The 1,344-nt window shown below is 64.9% G+C and carries 3 protein-coding genes; 2 read left to right on the forward strand and 1 reads right to left on the reverse strand.

Features of this window, described 5'->3' with window-relative positions; translation table 11 throughout:
• Window positions 1–202: hypothetical protein (locus AC2VOP_RS02090; RefSeq protein ID WP_486959428.1), on the reverse strand; the 202-nt coding region annotated here is incomplete at its 3' end.
• 123 nt (window positions 203–325) lie between these two features.
• Between AC2VOP_RS02090 and AC2VOP_RS02095 the strand changes: the two genes are divergently transcribed.
• Window positions 326–748: a DUF3099 domain-containing protein gene (locus AC2VOP_RS02095; RefSeq protein WP_486959430.1), complete on the forward strand. Its 423-nt coding sequence runs from the start codon at window positions 326–328 to the stop codon at window positions 746–748.
• A 127-nt stretch (window positions 749–875) separates the two neighbouring features.
• On the forward strand, window positions 876–1,344 hold a 469-nt coding region (locus AC2VOP_RS02100; RefSeq protein WP_486959429.1), incomplete at its 3' end, for a sigma-70 family RNA polymerase sigma factor.

The raw sequence follows: 1,344 nt of genomic DNA on the forward strand, positions 1-1,344 counted from the left end.
CGTCACTGCACCGCGCATCCACCGGTTCGCGCCGGCTGGTCGCGGCCAGATCCGCGCGCCGCAACACCCCCAGATGCGCCGCCACCCGATCGAGCACGAACTCATCCTCGGCGGTGGTGCGCAGCCGCGCGCTGATCGCCACCCCCGCAGGAGCCGCCACCGGTTTCACCCCGCGCCATGCGCGCAGCTTGCGTTGGGTCACGCGACATCACCGCTTCCACCCATAACAGGGATGCTCGCACACACCTCCGACAACTGGCGTTTGTCCACTACTGTCCAACAAAACCGCCAGCTGTTCTCAACCCGCTGCCCGGGTGTGCACCAGGTGTGCCACAGTGGAGTGATGAAGCACGGCTCGGAGCTGGGTTTCGACGATGACGGTCGGCCGGTGCTCATCACCGCTGCGGCACCCGCATACGAGGTGCAACACCGCGAGCGGGTGCGCAAATACCTGACGTTGATGGCGTTTCGCATTCCAGCGCTGGTCTTCGCGGCGATCGCCTACGGCCTGTGGCACAACGGCATGATCTCGCTGGCGATCGTGGCGGCGTCGGTGCCGCTGCCGTGGATGGCGGTGCTGATCGCCAACGACCGGCCACCCCGGCGCGCCGACGAACCACGCCGGTTCGATGGTGAACGACGGCGCACCCCCCTCTTCCCGACGGCTCAACGACCTGCGCTGGAGCACAAGACGTCCGACTCGAGATCTGCCACCCCCCACTCCCCGCCGAATACCACCGGCTCTTAATACATTCTCACGATCACCGGCGTATTTCCGCACCTCAACTTGCGTGAAGTAGCTGTCGGATGGGAACTCTGGACTCGCATCGCGCGTTGTCACCGGTAGCAGTTCGAGTAGGACGTGGGAGGTCACCATGGCGAGTGTCACCGTCAGCGGAATCGATGGGGATCTGGATGCTCAAAGCCCCGCCGCGGACTTGGTGCGCGTTTATCTCAACGGCATCGGCAAGACGGCGTTGCTCAACGCCGCCGACGAGGTTGAACTGGCCAAGCGCATCGAAGCCGGGCTTTACGCCCAGCATCTGCTCGACACCCGCAAGCGGTTCGGCGAGAAGCGCCGCCGCGAGCTCGCAGGGGTGGTACGCGATGGCGAGGCCGCGCGACGTCACCTACTGGAAGCCAACCTGCGGTTAGTGGTGTCGCTGGCGAAGCGCTACACCGGTCGAGGCATGCCACTGCTCGACCTCATTCAGGAGGGCAACCTGGGACTGATCCGCGCGATGGAAAAGTTCGATTACGCAAAGGGATTCAAGTTCTCCACCTACGCCACCTGGTGGATTCGCCAGGCCATCACCCGCGGCATGGCCGACCAGAGCCGCACCA

This window comes from Mycobacterium sp. TH-M106, from assembly GCF_057473765.1.